The sequence below is a fragment of the Hydrogenobacter sp. T-8 genome (assembly GCF_011006175.1).
In the GTDB taxonomy this organism is placed as follows: Bacteria; Aquificota; Aquificia; order Aquificales; family Aquificaceae; genus Pampinifervens; species Pampinifervens florentissimum.
Genome location: NZ_CP048795.1, coordinates 885,408 through 899,619, shown reverse-complemented (window position 1 = coordinate 899,619; position 14,212 = coordinate 885,408). Strand labels below are relative to the sequence as shown.

Annotated in this window: 16 protein-coding genes; 5 read left to right on the top strand and 11 right to left on the bottom strand. The window is 44.0% G+C overall.

The features are described from left to right. Positions 1-57: 57 nt before the first annotated feature. Genes G3M65_RS05260 through G3M65_RS05240 form a run of 5 tightly spaced genes read right to left on the bottom strand, consistent with a single transcriptional unit; the run spans position 58 to position 2,493 of the window. Positions 58-600 carry a Uma2 family endonuclease gene (locus G3M65_RS05260; protein ID WP_173833542.1) on the bottom strand — a complete coding sequence of 181 codons (543 nt, stop codon included), beginning with the start codon at positions 598-600 and terminating at the stop codon, positions 58-60. After that, the gene (locus G3M65_RS05255) at positions 597-1,139 is read right to left on the bottom strand and encodes a Uma2 family endonuclease (RefSeq protein ID WP_173833541.1); all 543 of its coding nucleotides are present in this window, start codon (positions 1,137-1,139) and stop codon (positions 597-599) included. The genes G3M65_RS05260 and G3M65_RS05255 overlap by 4 nt, the downstream gene beginning before the upstream one ends. Then, positions 1,136-1,705 (bottom strand): carbon monoxide dehydrogenase beta subunit family protein, encoded by a 570-nt coding sequence (locus G3M65_RS05250; RefSeq protein WP_173833540.1) that lies wholly within the window; start codon positions 1,703-1,705, stop codon positions 1,136-1,138. The genes G3M65_RS05255 and G3M65_RS05250 overlap by 4 nt, the downstream gene beginning before the upstream one ends. Before the next feature lie 11 nt (positions 1,706-1,716). Further along, positions 1,717-2,259, bottom strand: a complete 543-nt coding sequence (locus G3M65_RS05245; protein ID WP_173833539.1) for a Uma2 family endonuclease — start codon at positions 2,257-2,259, stop codon at positions 1,717-1,719. Between the two features lie 3 nt (positions 2,260-2,262). Further along, a complete protein-coding gene (locus G3M65_RS05240; protein WP_173833538.1) occupies positions 2,263-2,493 on the bottom strand; it encodes a 4Fe-4S dicluster domain-containing protein in 231 nt (76 codons plus the stop codon). 99 nt (positions 2,494-2,592) lie between these two features. On the opposite strand from G3M65_RS05240, the gene G3M65_RS05235 reads away from it, so the two are divergent. Beyond that, the gene (locus tag G3M65_RS05235) at positions 2,593-3,696 is read left to right on the top strand and encodes a S41 family peptidase (protein WP_254426321.1); all 1,104 of its coding nucleotides are present in this window, start codon (positions 2,593-2,595) and stop codon (positions 3,694-3,696) included. Here the strand turns inward: G3M65_RS05235 and G3M65_RS05230 are convergent. Genes G3M65_RS05230 through dapF form a run of 4 tightly spaced genes read right to left on the bottom strand, consistent with a single transcriptional unit; the run spans position 3,629 to position 6,415 of the window. Beyond that, a complete protein-coding gene (locus G3M65_RS05230; RefSeq protein ID WP_173833536.1) occupies positions 3,629-4,171 on the bottom strand; it encodes a P-loop nucleotide/nucleoside kinase family protein in 543 nt (180 codons plus the stop codon). The two genes, G3M65_RS05235 and G3M65_RS05230, sit on opposite strands and share 68 nt — an antisense overlap. Beyond that, positions 4,168-4,665: a DsbC family protein gene (locus G3M65_RS05225; protein ID WP_173833535.1), complete on the bottom strand. Its 498-nt coding sequence runs from the start codon at positions 4,663-4,665 to the stop codon at positions 4,168-4,170. The genes G3M65_RS05230 and G3M65_RS05225 overlap by 4 nt, the downstream gene beginning before the upstream one ends. Positions 4,666-4,668: 3 nt before the next feature. Next, the gene (gene ispH, locus G3M65_RS05220; protein WP_173833534.1) at positions 4,669-5,529 is read right to left on the bottom strand and encodes a 4-hydroxy-3-methylbut-2-enyl diphosphate reductase; all 861 of its coding nucleotides are present in this window, start codon (positions 5,527-5,529) and stop codon (positions 4,669-4,671) included. Positions 5,530-5,569: 40 nt separating this feature from the next. After that, a complete protein-coding gene (dapF, locus tag G3M65_RS05215) occupies positions 5,570-6,415 on the bottom strand; it encodes a diaminopimelate epimerase (protein WP_173833533.1) in 846 nt (281 codons plus the stop codon). Positions 6,416-6,511: 96 nt separating this feature from the next. Here dapF and hemE point away from each other — a divergent pair, with 96 nt between their 5' ends. The 3 genes from hemE to G3M65_RS05200 are packed head-to-tail and all read left to right on the top strand — an operon-like array spanning position 6,512 to position 9,148. Next, positions 6,512-7,513, top strand: coding sequence for a uroporphyrinogen decarboxylase (hemE, locus tag G3M65_RS05210; RefSeq protein WP_173833532.1), 1,002 nt, complete (start codon positions 6,512-6,514; stop codon positions 7,511-7,513). After that, positions 7,510-8,631 carry a tRNA (guanine(10)-N(2))-dimethyltransferase gene (locus tag G3M65_RS05205; protein ID WP_173833531.1) on the top strand — a complete coding sequence of 374 codons (1,122 nt, stop codon included), beginning with the start codon at positions 7,510-7,512 and terminating at the stop codon, positions 8,629-8,631. The genes hemE and G3M65_RS05205 overlap by 4 nt, the downstream gene beginning before the upstream one ends. Beyond that, positions 8,609-9,148, top strand: coding sequence for a hypothetical protein (locus G3M65_RS05200; RefSeq protein WP_173833530.1), 540 nt, complete (start codon positions 8,609-8,611; stop codon positions 9,146-9,148). Before G3M65_RS05205 ends, G3M65_RS05200 begins: the two co-directional genes overlap by 23 nt. Here G3M65_RS05200 and trpE read toward each other — a convergent pair. Beyond that, the gene (gene trpE, locus G3M65_RS05195; protein ID WP_173833529.1) at positions 9,128-10,609 is read right to left on the bottom strand and encodes an anthranilate synthase component I; all 1,482 of its coding nucleotides are present in this window, start codon (positions 10,607-10,609) and stop codon (positions 9,128-9,130) included. The genes G3M65_RS05200 and trpE overlap by 21 nt on opposite strands. An 80-nt stretch (positions 10,610-10,689) precedes the next feature. On the opposite strand from trpE, the gene G3M65_RS05190 reads away from it, so the two are divergent. Next, positions 10,690-10,977 (top strand): isoamylase early set domain-containing protein, encoded by a 288-nt coding sequence (locus G3M65_RS05190; protein WP_173833528.1) that lies wholly within the window; start codon positions 10,690-10,692, stop codon positions 10,975-10,977. Here G3M65_RS05190 and G3M65_RS05185 read toward each other — a convergent pair. Beyond that, positions 10,970-14,212 (bottom strand): efflux RND transporter permease subunit, encoded by a 3,243-nt coding sequence (locus G3M65_RS05185; protein WP_173833527.1) that lies wholly within the window; start codon positions 14,210-14,212, stop codon positions 10,970-10,972. The genes G3M65_RS05190 and G3M65_RS05185 overlap by 8 nt on opposite strands.

Here is a 14,212-nt window from a genome sequence, read left to right as displayed (position 1 = left end):
TCCTATAGAAGTTTGTTTTAAATTTATAAAAGGTGGCGATAAGCAAGCTGATTTTTATCACCGAAAGACCTCCTCAAGGTCTATGCACAAACCATCAGCCAGTTTTGAGCAAACCTTGCCCCTTTCACAGGCGAAGGAGAAAGCCCTGTATTCACCCTCTTGAAGGGTAAGCACTTCAATGAGCCTTAGCTCTGGAAGCACAAGCCAGTATTCCTTTACACCATAGTTTGCATATAGCCTTTTTTTGTCCTCTGTGTCCCTTTTGTAGGAGCTGGCAGAGACAATTTCCACCACAAGGTCTGGAACGCCAAAGATACCTCTTTCTTGAACTATGGACAAATTCTCCTTAAGCACCACCACAAGGTCTGGCTGGAGAACGTCCTTCTCTGAAAGCACCACGTCTATAGGAGCGTAAAGGACTATCCCAAGAGAGCTCTCCACTATGTAGTTGAAAAGTTTCACATACAACCTACCAGATATCTCTTGATGTCTAACGCTGGGTGCTGGCATTTCAAATAGCTCCCCGTCAATTATCTCATACCTCTTTTCTTCATCAAGGCTTAGATAGTCTTCATAAGTCCAGACCTTCTCTGCTATCATGGTAGCACTCCTTCCAACTCCACACACAAACCCTCAACCACCTTTGAACACACCTTGCCCCTTTCACAGGCAAAGGAAAAAGCTCTGTATTCACCCTCTTGAAGGGTAAGCACTTCAATGAGCCTTAGCTCTGGAAGCACAAGCCAGTATTCCTTTACACCATAGTTTGCATATAGCCTTTTTTTGTCCTCTGTGTCCCTTTTGTAGGAGCTGGCAGAGACAATTTCCACCACAAGGTCTGGAACGCCAAAGATGCCCCTCTCTTGAACTATGGACAAATTCTCCTTAAGCACTACCACAAGGTCTGGCTGGAGAACGTCCTTCTCTGAAAGCACCACGTCTATTGGTGAGAAATAGTAAAGCCCCAGCTTTTTATCCTCTACTATCTGAAAGAGCCTCACAAGCCTTTTTAGAATTTCCTGATGTCTAACACTGGGTGCTGGCATTTCAAAAAGCTCTCCATTGATTATCTCATACCTCTTTTCTTCCTCAAGGCTTAGGTAGTCCTCATAAGTCCAAAGCCTTTCCCGGGTTTTCATTTTCCTAGCTCCCTCTTTACCTCCTCTGCGATATTTATGAACTTTTCCATCTCTTCTATATGCTGGTCTCTGAGTGTTATCATAGCATCTTCATGCCCTGCCATACCGCACATGGCTATGGTAAAGCAGTCCGTTTCAGCCCTTATTATCTTGAGAGCTACATTGGCATAGTGGCAATGCACGCCTACGAATATGCACGCCTTTATCTTGTTGTGCCATATGGTAAGGTTTGGATGGTTAGGGTTTATTTCCACCGCTGGGTTTATTTTGGGATATTTAGGTCTGTAGTCATACATGGGAATAATCTTTGCACCAAGAACCTGTGCCATCTTCTTTACTAACCTTGCCTTTTCCTTTGCCTCCTCGTTCCAAGCATAAAGAACCTGAGGACCTGGGAATATGGTGGGGTTAGGTCTTGTGAGCATTGCCTTCGCAGCTTCTCTCATAGCAAGCTCTTCTTCTACGATCTCGTTAAACATTAGAGCCTTGCCCGGTGGAGGATTCAAAATACCCTCATAAACAGCCACAGGATAGGGTGAAAAGCCTGACGGTCCAAGTATTGCCATAGTTTACCTCCTTAAAAAATTTCTTCTAAATTTAGACAAAAATCTTCAAGAAGTTTTGAACAAACCTTTCCGCTTTCAAAGGCGTGGGAGAATACTTCATACTCATCTCCCTTCAAGGTAAGTACTTCCACCACCCTCTCCTCTGGAAACACAAGCCAATACTCCTTTATGCCATGCTTGGCGTATAGCCTTCTCTTGTCCTCTGTATCCCTTTTAAAGGTAGATGGAGAGACCACTTCCACTACGAGGTCTGGAGCACCAAATATACCTTTATCCCTTGCTATAGAAAGCCTATCCTTTGAGACAAAGACAAGGTCTGGCTGAACCACATGCTCTTGAGAAAGAACCACATCCACTGGAGCAAGATAGAAATCTCCGCGTTTTTTTTTCTCTTGATATCTTCTAAAGACATAGGCAAGATTCCAAATAACCTTCTGATGCCTTAGGCTTGGTGCTGGCATTTCAAGGAGCTCTCCGTCAATTATCTCATACCTTTTTTCATCCTCAAGCTGGAAATAATCCTCATAAGTCCAGAGCTTTTCCCTTACTGCCATGCCTTACTTCTCCGCATGCACTTCCGGCATGACCATGTGGATGGCGTTTCTCTTTAAGAGATTTACGCAGACATAGACACACAAGGCACAGCCCTTGCACCGTTCTTGCACCACGAAGGCATGATGCTCCTCATCAGTATACATAAGGGTGTTGGGCTCAGGACAAAAGAGGGTGCACTGCTTGCAGTTGTACTTACTGCACTCTTCGTTTATGACCTCAGCCACATAGTACATGCCTTGCCTCCTAAAAAGTTAATAGTAGGTGTTTATAAGTTATAACCCTTGAAGTTTTTGTCAACAGAATTATATTTCTTTAGCTGAACTTCCATGGGTATGTCCTTTTTGCTTGTGCTTTTGCTCCTGCATGTATCCTTTGCAGGGGAAGACTGCTCCAGGGAAGAACTCTTAAAGAAAGTTGTCGCACTCATGGAAAGGCATTATCTTTGGTGGGATAGGATAAAGGATAGTCAGTGGAAAAGTGAGCAGGAGCTAATAGACCATCTAAGAAAGATAGGTGACCGTTGGACTTCTATAACAAGACAGGAGGAAGATAGGCTTTGGTATTCAAGTTCAAAAATGATAGGTTTGGGTGTGCGATGGGATGACAAGGGTTATGTGGTTAAGGTTTTTCCCAAGTCTCCCGCAGAACAGCATGGTGTCAGAGAGGGTGACCTTATATTAGCCATAAACGGTGTAAATGACAAAAACCAGTGGAGGAGAGTTATAAGAGAGGTAGAAAAGGGAGGAATCATAAACCTTGAAATAATAAGGGAAGGGTTGTTTATGGAGATAAAGGTTTTAAAGGGTGAATTCTCCGTGCCCGTAATAGAAGAGGTGAGGATAATAGATCATGGAGACAAAAAGATAGGATATATAAAACTCGTAAACTTTACACAGCCTGCGGTAGAGCAGTTTAGGGAGGTTATGGAAAAATTCAACGCCAACAACATAGATGTCCTTATACTTGACCTAAGGGATAACGGTGGTGGGCTTATCTCTGTAGCCAAAAGTATAGTGGATATGTTGATAGGGGGTGAGGGTGTTATGTTCTACCTTGAGGGCAGAGGAAGGAACTTAGGGGTTTATCAGTTCACAAACAGACAGAGCTTTAATAAACCGATTATTGTGCTTGTTAATAAACACACCGCCTCCGCCTCGGAGCTGGTAGCCACTTTGCTTAGAAGGTATGCGGGTGCAGTTATAGTGGGGGAAAACACCGTGGGCAAGTATGTAGGGAGCAACATGTATATCCTTGACTCCTGCGGTAATGTGCTAAGGCTTATAACCTTTGAGATGAAACTTCCAAGTGGTGAGCTTGTGACTACCGATAAGGGTATAAACCCTGACTGCAAGCTGGAAAAGGAAAACCCTATAGAGCGTTCTCTTGAATGTCTTTCCTCTCAAGCCTTTGGAGTATCTCCTGCAGGACAACCTTAAGTTCGTCTCTGCTTTTGTTTGTATCTATAGGTATTGCATAGGAAGGTGGGACAAAATTTTCTTTTTGCTTTAAATACACCTCAACGTCCGCATCAGATACGTCGCGCCTTTCCCTAAGTCTTTTAATCACAACCTGTTCATCTGCATAAGCAAGCAGAAATATAGCATTTGGAAAGCTTTTCTTTACCAGTTCTCTTTGCCAATCCTGAAGGAAAGTTGCATCAAGCACTACATTTTTACCACTACAGACCAATTCTTTAGCCCTTCTTATCATCTCCTCATAAACTCTTTTTGTCCATTCTTGTGAATATATACCTTCACCGTAGCCAGATTTAGCACTCTCATAAGGGTTTATACCAGCAAGCTCCTTTCTTATTAGGTCGCTCCTTAGCCATTCAAAGCCAAAGTCCTGGTGGAGTATGCTTGCAAGAAAGGATTTGCCAGAGCCAGAAAGACCCATAACCACTACTATCATCTAATGCCAAGATGTTCCAAGAGAGCTGGGCTATAGCCTTCTATAACCTTGTAGCTCCCAAGTATTATGTTGTATGGAGTTCCTTGCACATTTAACTTTTCCGCTATCTTTATGTGCTCATAAACAAGAGGACACTCCTTTACCTGTGGAGTTCTTCCGTCAAACTTTCCAGATAGGACTTCATCAAGTGCTTTTAGTTTATCCTTTGAGCAGGCTATGTAATAAGACTTGGCGTGGCTTTCTGGAAAGCTCCTAAAAGGTAAAAGAAAAACATAGACCTTTACCTTGTCTAAGTGAGGTCTTAGGGCTTGCCACTCTTTCCTGCAGTGTCCACAGTCAGGGTTTATAAAGGTTATAAGCTCCCTTTTCCCTTTACCTACCACGATAGCCTTGTTGAGGGGTATTTCTTTAACTTGAGACCTTATAAACTCTGTGTATAGGTCTTGGGCAAGGCTTAGCTTCAAAAGTAGCAAGAGAGTTAATAAAAGCCTCATGGTTTAAATTATAAGCTCTTTTATCCTGTCTACCACCGCCTGTATTATCCAGTCAGGGGTTGACGCACCAGCGGTAAGACCTATTTTTTGAGCTCCTTCAAACCATTCCCTTCTTAGCTCCTCTGGTGTTTCTATATGGTAGCTGTTGGAGTTTAGAGATTTGGATATCTCATAAAGCCTTCTTGTATTTCCGCTGTTTTTCCCACCTACTATAACCATCACATCCACTTGTGGAGCAAGCTTGTATACATCCTCTTGACGCTCAGAGGTGGCGTTGCATATGGTGTTTATCACTTTTACTTCCCTTGCCCACAAGGCTATTTCACCTACCACCTCTTTGAAAAACTGTTCGTTTTGAGTAGTTTGTGCCACTATGCCAACCTTTTCCTTTCCAAGAACCGCCTTTAGGTCTTCTTTGCTTTCCACCACCACACCTTTGCCACCACACTCTTGTAGGTATCCCAAAGTGCCTATCACTTCTGGATGGTTTTTCTCTCCCACAAGCACCACAAAGTATCCCTCTTTGCAGAGCTTTACCACCGCCTCATGAACCGCCTTTACAAAGGGGCATGTAGCGTCCACAAGCCTTACACCCTTTGAAAGGAGCTCCCTTTCCTTCTGTGGTGGTATGCCATGAGAACGCACTATCACCGTGCTGTTTTCATCTAGCATGCTTTCATCTTCTAAAAGCATAAGACCCTTGCCTTCAAGTCTTTTAACTTCCTGAGGGTTGTGTATGAGGGGACCCATGCTGAGGACTTTTCTGTCTAAATGTGTATCCTTTACCGCCTCTTCCGCAAGGTTTATAGCCCTTCTTACTCCAAAACAAAAACCTGCATGCTCCGCCACTATTATCTGTGCCATAGGTAGAATTATAAGCTCCTATATTGTGCCTATCTGTGAGCTATCTCATGCAAAGCAGGTCTTCTTCTGAGAAAAAGCCTTCAAAAACCTTGCAGACCGCACCCTCAAGGAATACTTCCCTTAAGCCCTCGCTAAAGTCAATTCGGAGAATTTCACCACCCTTTGTATGCACTTCCACAGGCTTTTCCTTTACCAAACCCTTCATATAAGCCACTATGGCTGATGCGGTTGCTCCAGTTCCACAGGCAAGGGTCTCTCCTTCCACACCTCTTTCGTAAGTTCTTATCCTTATAGCCTTGTCTGAGAGCTTCTCTATAAAGTTCACATTCGTGCCCTTAGGCTCAAACTCTTTGTGAAACCTTATAGCCCTTCCCAGCTTTACCAAATTTAGGTCTTGCAGGTTTTCCACCACTGCCACAAAGTGAGGCACGCCCGTGTTTATAAAGCTACCTTCAATATGGAGACCATCTACCTGCAAAGATACCTCTCTGTGGTCCTTTGGGCTTGTAAGCTGTACCTTTACTCTTTTTCCACCTTCCTTGACCCACGCTTTTATCACACCCGCAAGGGTCTCAAAACGCACTTCTTCGCCTACTATACCCTTCTCATAGGCAAACCTTACCGCACAGCGAGAGCCGTTGCCACACATCTCCGCCACAGAGCCATCGGAGTTAAAAAACTGCCATTTGAAGTGGTTCTTTGGGTCTTGAGGGTCTTCTATAAGGATAAGCCCATCCGCACCTATACCCGTGTGTTGCTTGCAGAGTGCTATCACAAAGTCTTTTATATCAAGCTCAAGCCTCTTTAAAAGCTCGTATACCTTGCCATCTCTGTTGTCTATAACTATAAAGTCGTTTCCAGACCCTTGCAATTTTGTAAAGTTCATGCTATATTATTATATCTCATACCCCAGCAACCCCATGGCTCACCTCCTCCCTCACCCCCTCCCCCGGGGGTGAAAAATATGCTAAGATATTAAACCATGCTTCTTTTGAAAAGCCTTAAAGGAGAGAAAATCCCACGCTTTCCTGTTTGGCTTATGCGTCAAGCAGGTAGATACATGCCCCAGTATAGAGAGCTTAGAGAAAAAGAGAAGGATTTTCTCAGCTTTTGCAAAAACGTAAACCTTGCAAGTAGGGTAAGCCTTTTACCTGTAGAGCTTCTCCAAGTGGATGCGGTGATAATCTTTTCCGATATCCTTGTCCCCCTTGAGCCTATGGGCGTTAAGGTAGAGTTTCTTGAGGGTGAGGGTCCAAGGCTTGAATGGGATGGAAGTGTAAAGAGTTTAAGGAAAATATCCTTTTCTCAGGTGGAGTTTGTGGGAGAGGTCATAAGAAGGGTAAAGGCTCAGGTCAAAGATGTGCCAGTGATAGGCTTTAGTGGTGCTCCTTTTACTCTTATGTCTTATATGGTAAAGGGACGCTCAAGCAAGGACTTTAAGAAGACCAAGCTCTTTATGTGGACTTCAGAGCAATATGCGGACCTTATGAAACTGCTTTGTGAAAACTTACTTGAATACCTTATTGGTCAAATAAGGGCTGGTGCGGACCTTTTGCAGGTCTTTGATAGCTGGGCAATGCACCTCTCTTACGAAGACTTTGAGGAGTATGTCTACACTTATCTAAAACCCTTCTTTGAAGAGCTAAAAAAACATACAGACAAACCAGTTATATACTTTTTCAGAGGCTCTGGCTCTTTTTTAAGAGCCCTTGAAAACTTGCCAGTGGATGCTTTTTCTGTAGACTGGACGGTGGATATGGTCTCTGCCATGAAAGAAAGCTCAAAAGCCTTTCAGGGAAACCTTGACCCTACACTTCTTTACTGTGATGAGGAAAGCCTTCAAAAAAAGACCCTTGAGTTTCTCAGATGTATACCAAGAAAGACCAAGTATGTTTTTAACTTAGGACATGGTCTTATGCCAGATATGGAGCTAAGCAAAGTAAAACTTCTCGTAGATACGGTAAAGGGCTATCGCCTCTCATGATAAGAGAGGGAAAGGTCCTTTTGGACATTGAGCTTCCAGAGGTTGTCTCTTCAAAGATGCAGGTCTTTTATAACCCACACATGAGGGAAAACAGGGACATAAGCCTTCTTATGCTCTTGAACATGCCAAGCCAAGACCTTACAGTCTGCGACCCCATGGGTGCAAGCGGTATAAGGCTTATGAGGTTTTTGCTTGAGACCAACAAGGTTAAAAAAGCCATATACAATGACATAAGCCCTTCTGCGGTAGAGTTCTTTCTGAACCTTTTGAGGTCTCATAACATTCCAGAAGATAAAGTGGAAGTATACAAGGAAGATGCAAGCCTTCTTCTTAGAAAACTCAGAAACTGCCACTATGTGGATATAGACCCCTTTGGCTCACCCGTGCCCTTCTTAGAAGGCGGTATACTGCCTTTGGCAAGGTATGGCTTGCTGGCTGTAAGTGCCACAGATACTTCTGTGCTTTCTGGCACATATCCAGAAACCTGTCAAAGAAGATATGGCTCAAAGCCCCTTCTCAGTGCGGAGTTTTACCACGAGGTAGGCTTACGCATCCTCATAAAAAAGGTAGTAGAAGAAGGTGCAAAGATGGACTACGCTCTAAAGCCAGTGTTTTCCTATTCCTACAGGCACTATATGAGAGCCTTCTTCATAAAGGACATAGGACCAAAAAGGACCAACGCTCTTATAAGACAAATAGGCTTTTTGCTCTACTGCGATAGGTGTCTATACAGAGAGGGTGTGCAGGTGGAGAACATAAGGCATGAGTGCCCTCATTGCAAGAATAGACTTTTGGTTGCAGGACCTCTTTGGCTTGGAAACCTTTGGGATGAGGAGCTTGTCCAAAGGTTATGGGAAACGAGAGGCATGGTAGAAATCTCAGAAAACACCAATAAGCTCTTAAAAAGAATAAAAGATGAGTCAAGAGCTCAAACCTTGGGCTTTTATACTATCTCTTCCATATGCAAAACCTTTCGCATAGGACAATCACCCACTATAGAAAGGTTTTTAGAGGTCTTTGAAGGCACAAGAACACATTTTAGCCCCGAGGGTTTTAGAACATTACTTAGCCACGAAGAGGTGCTAAAAAGAGCCCATGAGCTATTACAGAGAACTTAAGGACTTTATACTGCAGATAAAGGGAGACTTTTTTCTTTCGCCAAGAGATAGGTGGTTTTTGAAGTTTCTTGAAGAGGAAGGCTACCCCCTTGAAGTGGTGAAAGAAGGTATAAAAAGGTTTTTTCTTTTCCATCCTCCAAATAGAGCCTCAAAGCTACCACTTTTTATGAGCTTTGAGCAGATACAAAAACTGAAAAGGTTCTATATCAAGAAAACTTCACAAGGTCTGGACTGGAAGGAAAGGTTTCTCAAAAAACTAAGGCTTGCGGAAGAGATTTTAGGAAGAAAGATACAAGTAAAAATGCCAGAGGATATGCAAAGTGCGGAGGAAATCCTACAAAGCCTTTCTTCTGAAATAGCCAAAAAATTGTGGGATGAACTAAGCAGGGAGCAAAAAGCAATCCTTATGAAGAAGTTTGCAAGTTTTAAGCAAGACCAAGAGCTTTTTAAGGCTATGATAAAAAGGGAACTCTTCAAGGAGAAGGGTATAAAGAGTTTATCTTTGTTCGTGGATTGACTCAGCCATAGCTACAGCCTTCATAAGAGCTTTTGCCTTATTTACAGTTTCTAACCACTCCTTTTCTGGGTCAGAGTCCGCCACTATGCCTGCACCTGCTTGGAGAAAAACCTGGTCTCTTAGTAGCACCGCAGTTCTTATGGCTATTGCCATATCCATGTTCCCTTCAAAGGATATATAACCCACCGCCCCTGCGTATATGCTTCTTCTTTCCTTTTCAAGCTCCTCTATTATCTGCATGGCTCTAACCTTGGGTGCACCAGACACTGTCCCCGCAGGAAATAGAGCCTTCAAAACGTCCACCGCAGAAAGACCATCCTTTAGCTCACCTATTACATCGCTCACCATATGCATAACATGAGAATACCTTTCTACCCTCATAAAGCCCTCTACCCTTACGCTTCCTGGCTTGCTTACGCGTCCCACATCGTTTCTTGCCAGGTCTACAAGCATTAAGTGTTCCGCCCTTTCCTTCTCATCTTGCAGGAGCTCCCTCTCAAGAGCCAAGTCCTCCTCGGGAGTTTCTCCCCTCCTTCTTGTCCCCGCTATGGGTCTTGTTTCTATCCTGCTCCCCTCAAGCCTTACCAAGACCTCTGGAGAAGAGCCTATTACCTTTAGGTCTCCAAAGTCCATGTAATACATATAGGGTGATGGGTTTAGAAATCTCAAAGACCTGTATATGCCCTCTGGCTCTCCAGAAAAGACCTTACTAAACCTTTGAGACAAAACCACCTGCACTATATCTCCCTGCTCCACATACTCCTTTGCCCTTTTTACCAAACTCATAAACTCCTCTTTTGTGTAGTTTGAACGCCATTCTTTGAGGTCTATAGCTCTCTGAGGAAAGTGCATAGGATAGACGCAAGTAGTGAAAATCCTCTCTTTTATGTCTTCTATGAGCCCTTTTGCCCTTTCATATTCTCTTGATATGTCCCTATCTGCATGCAAAGGCACTATAACCTTCAAACTACCGCTTAGGTTGTCATGCACCACCACCACATCACTAAGGATAAAGAAAAGGTCAAAAACCTCAAGAGTGTCTGGCTTTTTATCCTCTATAGGCTCGTAGCACTTTATAATGTCGTAGCCCACATAACCTGCAAAGCCTCCCCAAAACCTTGGAAGAGATGGGTCATGATAGGCTTTAAAGTCTTCAAGCAAGAGCTTTATTGGTCTTAGTGGGTCTCTCTTTTCAAAGAGCTTAACCCTTCCCCCTTCGTATAGGTATGCTATTCCACTTTTCCAAGCGTAATGGAAGGTATTTGCAAGTATTACGAAAGAATACCTACCCCATTTAACTCCACCCTCCGCACTCTCCAAAAGCAAACTATACTTCCAACCTTCTTTGAGCTTAAGATAAACAGAAAGAGGCGTCTCTGTATCCGCCATAAACTCTGCGTATAGAGGTATTACCTTGTAGTCCCTTGATAGTCTATTTACCTCTTCTTGGCTTAGGTTCATCCTTCAGATAAGGGTCTATTATAACAGAAGGCAAGGTTTATGGGTTAAACTGAATTATAAATTACGCAGGGGGGTGGCCAATGATAAGGAAGAGCTATCAAGAAGGCAAAAACACATGCGTGGTGAGCTTCTATGTAAAAAGGGATGATGCACAAAGGGTTGAGGTTGTAGGTGAGTGGAACGATTGGAAACCAGAGCCCATGCGCAGGAAAAAGGATGGGACTTTTTGGATAAGCAAGAGACTAAAGACTGGCAGGAGCTACCGGTTTAAATACCTTATTGACGGACAATACTGGGAAAATGAGCTGTCCGCAGACCAGCAGGTTCCTAACCCCTTTGGCACTACAGACAGCCTGATTATTATCTGAGAATATCCCTTTGCACCTCTTCCGCAGTGGGCAGGGTCTCCATTTTCTTTACCCTGCTTGCGTAATACATCACAGGTATAAGCACAAGGGTGAGGGTTGTAGAGCCTATGGTTCCGAATATTAGAGATATGGCAAGACCGTTGAAAATGGGGTCAAAGATTATAACAAAGGCACCCACTATAACCGCTATAGCGGTAAGGAGAATAGGTCTTGTCCTTATTACTCCTGCTTCTACTACTGCAAGGTGAGGTGGCACTCCGTCCTTTATCCTCTCTTCTGCAAAGTCCACCAAAAGGATGGAGTTTCTCACTATTATACCCGCAAGGGCAATAAAGCCTATCATAGATGTGGCTGTAAAGAAGGCGTTCATTATAAGATGCCCTGGGATTATACCAACCAATGTGAGGGGTATGGGTGCCATGATTATACCTGGTATCTTGAAGTCCTTAAACCAGCCCAGTATAAGGACATACATGACAAAGAGGGCAACGCCAAAGGCTAAACCAAGGTCTCTGAAGACCTCAAGGGTTATGTGCATCTCTCCATCCCACTTAACATAAATACCATCCTCTATAAGAGGCAGAGACATCCAAAGCTCCTTCACCTCTCCGTAAGGGTTCGGTAAGTTCTTTATCTGAGACCTCACATCAAGAATGCCATAGAAAGGTGCTTCTTCTCTTCCCGCCACGTCGCCTATCACATACACCACGCGTCTTAAGTTCTTACGGTATATGGTGGTTGGTATGGTGTCTTCCTTTACTTCCACAATCTCCGATAGTGGCACTCTTTTGCCATCCTTTGTGGGAATTTGGAGCATTTTCAAGGTTTCAAGGGTTCTGTATTTTTCGTCAAACCTAACAATTATGGGAGTATGTTCTGTGTCTGTGTTTTGTATTATGCCAGCCTGATAGCCTCCGAGGAGGGCTTGTAATGTGTATACTATCTCTTGTCTTGAAAATCCAGCAAGTTTTGCCTTGTCTTCTTTTACTACAAGCCTGAGCAGAGGTGCAGGGTCTTCAAGGTATATGCCTTCATCTGTTACACTTTTGCTCTCTTTGAAAACCTTAAGCACCTCTCTGGCGAAGTCTTGCTGAGTCTTTAGGTCTGGACCATAAACTTCTGCCACTATGGGAGAAAGCACTGGCGGACCTGGTGGGACTTCCACCACCGCTACATACTTGACACCGTATTTTTGGGCTATTTCATGAACCGCAGGTCTTATCCTTTTTGCAAAATCATGAGACTGCTCTTGACGTTTGTCCTTGTTTATGAGGTTTACCTGAATGTCCGCAAGGTTTGAACCTTGACGCAGATAATAGTGTCTTACAAGTCCGTTGAAGTTAAAGGGTGAGGCTGTTCCCACATATACCTGATAATCGGTCACTATGGACTGTCTTGAGATGTAGTCTCCTATAGCCTTTGTCACCTCAAGGGTCTTCTCAAGAGTTGTGCCCTCTGGCATGTCTATAACTATCTGAAGCTCGCTTTTGTTATCATAAGGTAGCATCTTAACCACTACCACTTTGGTAAGCAGAAGACCCACCGACAGACCCATAAGGGTAAGTGTAAGACCATAGAAGGCGTATCTTTTAACTTTACTGGTAAGCAGGGGAACCATTAAACGGGAATAAACCTTCCAGAAGGCTGTTTCCTTTATGTCAATTTCGTGCTTCTCATGTTCTTGGTCAAACTTTTTTCTCAGAAGCAAGTAGCTTGCCCATGGAGTTATGATAAAGGCAACAAGCAAAGAGAAGAACATGGCAACTGAGGCGTTTATGGGTATGGGTCTCATGTAGGGACCCATAAGACCTGTCACAAAAGCCATAGGCATGAGGGCTGCGATGACGGTAAAGGTTGCCAATATGGTGGGATTTCCCACTTCGTCAGTGGCTCTGACAATAGCTTCTCTTGGAGTTTTTGCCAACTTTAGCTCAAACCAGCGGTGCACGTTCTCCACCACCACTATGGCGTCATCCACGAGAATACCTATGGCAAAAATGAGGGCAAAGAGGGTGACCCTGTTTAGAGTAAAGCCAAAAACTTGACTGAGAAATAGGGCTATGGCAAGGGTAACAGGCACCGCAATACCTACCACTATGGCTTCCTTAAAGCCCAGGGCAACTGCGATAAGAAGTATCACAGAGAAGGTGGCTATTATGAGCTTCTTTATAAGGGTATCCGCCTTTTCTTTTGCGGTCTCTCCATAGTTTCTTGTTATGGTCACATTCAGGTCTTTGGGAATTATTTTCCCCTTTAGGTGGTCTACAAGGTCAAGAACTTCTTTAGCTACTTCCACCGCATTGGTTCCTACCCTCTTAGAGACCGCTATGGTGACAGCAGGGTATAGCTCCCCGGGCTTTACACCCTGTATCCCCTTTTCCCTATACTGAGGTCCAAAGCCCATAAAGACATAGTCCTTTGTTTCGGAGGGACCATCCACCACAGTTGCTATATCCTTCATATATACTGGTCTTGAATTGAAGACACCAACCACTATATTTTCCACATCTTCCCTTGACCTTAAAAACTCTCCTGTCCTTACCACATATTCTTTTCCCCCTTGGACCACCTTACCACTTAGGGCTTGAGCGTTGGCGGATTGAAGGACTTGGGCTACATAAAGGGGAGAAACCCCATAGCTCGCCATTCTCTGAGGGTCAAGGACTATGCGAACCTGTCTTGGTCTTCCTCCAACCAAGAACACATCCGCCACGTTTTGAACCTTCTTTATCTCGTTTTCAAGGGCTTCAGATATTCGCCTTAGGTCGTACGGGTCGTAGTTTTTGCCCCAAAGGGTAAGGGTAAGTATGGGCACATCATCTATAGACTTGGGCTTTATGAGAGGTGGTAGGATAACCCCAGGGGGTGCCAAGTCCATAGCGGACATCATCTTTGTGTTTAGGTCCACAAGAGCCTTTACTGGGTTTGTGCCCACATAAAAGCGTGCAGTTACAACCGCCATACCCTCCATGCTGGCGGAGTATATGTATTCAATATCTTTTAGCTCCCACAACTTCTTTTCAAGGGGTGCTACAACCCTTCTTTCCACCTCTTCTGGGGTGGCACCGGGGTAGGAGATCATTATGTCTATCATAGGAACCACTATCTGTGGCTCCTCGTCCTTTGGAGTGGTAATAACCGCAAAGAGACCCAAGGCAAGAGAAACCAGTATTATTATAGGTGTGAGCTTTGAGTCTATAAAGTAGTTGGCGAGCCTTCCTGCAAAACCATACAT

Coding starts and splice junctions, on each gene's coding strand:
- G3M65_RS05260 (WP_173833542.1), bottom strand. CDS start 600: ATGATAGCAGAGAAGGTCTGGACTTATGAAGACTATCTAAGCCTTGAT.
- G3M65_RS05205 (WP_173833531.1), top strand. CDS start 7,510: ATGATAAGAGAGGGAAAGGTCCTTTTGGACATTGAGCTTCCAGAGGTT.
- hemE (WP_173833532.1), top strand. CDS start 6,512: ATGCTTCTTTTGAAAAGCCTTAAAGGAGAGAAAATCCCACGCTTTCCT.
- ispH (WP_173833534.1), bottom strand. CDS start 5,529: ATGGCACAGATAATAGTGGCGGAGCATGCAGGTTTTTGTTTTGGAGTA.
- G3M65_RS05250 (WP_173833540.1), bottom strand. CDS start 1,705: ATGGCAATACTTGGACCGTCAGGCTTTTCACCCTATCCTGTGGCTGTT.
- G3M65_RS05200 (WP_173833530.1), top strand. CDS start 8,609: ATGAGCTATTACAGAGAACTTAAGGACTTTATACTGCAGATAAAGGGA.
- G3M65_RS05185 (WP_173833527.1), bottom strand. CDS start 14,212: ATGTATGGTTTTGCAGGAAGGCTCGCCAACTACTTTATAGACTCAAAG.
- G3M65_RS05245 (WP_173833539.1), bottom strand. CDS start 2,259: ATGGCAGTAAGGGAAAAGCTCTGGACTTATGAGGATTATTTCCAGCTT.
- G3M65_RS05240 (WP_173833538.1), bottom strand. CDS start 2,493: ATGTACTATGTGGCTGAGGTCATAAACGAAGAGTGCAGTAAGTACAAC.
- G3M65_RS05225 (WP_173833535.1), bottom strand. CDS start 4,665: ATGAGGCTTTTATTAACTCTCTTGCTACTTTTGAAGCTAAGCCTTGCC.
- G3M65_RS05190 (WP_173833528.1), top strand. CDS start 10,690: ATGATAAGGAAGAGCTATCAAGAAGGCAAAAACACATGCGTGGTGAGC.
- G3M65_RS05235 (WP_254426321.1), top strand. CDS start 2,593: ATGTCCTTTTTGCTTGTGCTTTTGCTCCTGCATGTATCCTTTGCAGGG.
- dapF (WP_173833533.1), bottom strand. CDS start 6,415: ATGAACTTTACAAAATTGCAAGGGTCTGGAAACGACTTTATAGTTATA.
- G3M65_RS05255 (WP_173833541.1), bottom strand. CDS start 1,139: ATGAAAACCCGGGAAAGGCTTTGGACTTATGAGGACTACCTAAGCCTT.
- G3M65_RS05230 (WP_173833536.1), bottom strand. CDS start 4,171: ATGATAGTAGTGGTTATGGGTCTTTCTGGCTCTGGCAAATCCTTTCTT.
- trpE (WP_173833529.1), bottom strand. CDS start 10,609: ATGAACCTAAGCCAAGAAGAGGTAAATAGACTATCAAGGGACTACAAG.